The following is a 1,356-nucleotide window of genomic DNA, read 5'->3' on the forward strand; positions in this document are numbered from 1 at the left end:
GCTCAGTTAGCGGTTCGGTTGGTGTGTCAATCGAATGATGTTGTGGTGCTTGGTATGCCGTGATGTGGGACAGCGGAGCTCCTGGTAGAAGAGGTTTGTCACTCCAAGACAATTCTTCACTGGGAGCTCCGCTGTCGTATCAGTCTGTCATCAACCGGCGCGGCGTGGTGGCCGCGGGTGTGTTCGCGCCGGGTCGTCTGGGGGAACTGACCCGGATCGTGTCGTTCGACCTGGTCGATGCGGCGCTGGAATCGGCCGGTGCGGTGCAGTCGCGGGTGCGGCTGCTGCCGTCACGGGTGGTGGTGTATCTGCTGCTGGCCGGGGCGTTGTTCTCCGGTGTCGGGTATCGGCAGGTGTGGGCGCGGTTGTGTGCCGGGCTGGCTGGTGGTGCGGGCGGGTGCCCGGGTTCCTCGGCGCTGTCGCAGGCGCTGCGGCGGGTGGGCCCCAAACCCTTGCAGGTGTTGTTCGACCTGGTGCGCGGGCCTGCCGCCGGAGCGGTGCGGTGGCGGGGACTGCTGGTGTGCGCGATCGACGGCACCAGCCTCTTCGTGCCCGACAGCGCGGCCAACGTGGCCGCTTTCGGTCGTCACGGTGGCGGCCACGCCCAAGCGGGTTATCCGATGCTGCGGTTGCTCGCGGTGGTGGCGTGTGGCACCCGCACCGTCGTCGATGTCGTGTTCGGCCCGTTGCGCACGGCCGAGACAGCGTACGCGCCAAGGCTTTCCGGGTGCCTGCGGCCGGGCATGTTGCTGCTGGCCGACCGGAACTTCGCGGTCACCGCGTTGATCGAGCAGATCACCGGCACCGGCGCGGATCTGCTGATCCGGGCCAAGCTCAACCGGCGCGTGCCCGCGATCACGCGGTGCAGCGACGGATCATGGCTGACTCGCGTCGGCACGGCAACCGTGCGCGTGATCGACGCCGAGATCGCCGTCCGCTGCGCCGACGGGCCCCGGCGGGTCGAGCGCTACCGGCTGATCACCAGCCTGACCGACGACAAGCGTTACTCTGCAAAGGAATTGGTTGATCTCTACCATCAACGGTGGGAGATCGAAACCAGCTATTTCGAGCTGAAATCGACCATTCTCGGTGGGCGGGTGCTGCGTGCCCGCACTCCGGCCGGGGTCGCGCAGGAGGTCTACGCCCTGTTGATCACCTATCAGGCACTGCGCACTGCCATAGCCGACACTGCCCTGGTCACACCCGGTTTCAGTCCCGACCGGGGGAGCTTCACCATCGCGGTGCACACCGCCCGCGATCAGGTCATCCACGCTGCCGGGGTCCTGACCACCACCACGATCGACCTGATCGGAGTCATCGGTGCAGCGGTCGCTTCCAGCCCGCTATCGCCACGCC

1 protein-coding gene is annotated in these 1,356 nt (G+C 67.0%); it reads left to right on the plus strand.

From position 1 onward, the window contains the following. Nucleotides 1–95: 95 nt before the first annotated feature. Nucleotides 96–1,356 (plus strand): IS4 family transposase (locus tag NA4_RS38270; RefSeq protein WP_169811226.1); only part of this gene is annotated, 1,261 nt, incomplete at its 3' end.

Origin of the sequence: Nocardia amamiensis NBRC 102102 (assembly GCF_001612745.1) — a bacterium.
Taxonomy (GTDB): domain Bacteria; phylum Actinomycetota; class Actinomycetes; order Mycobacteriales; family Mycobacteriaceae; genus Nocardia; species Nocardia amamiensis.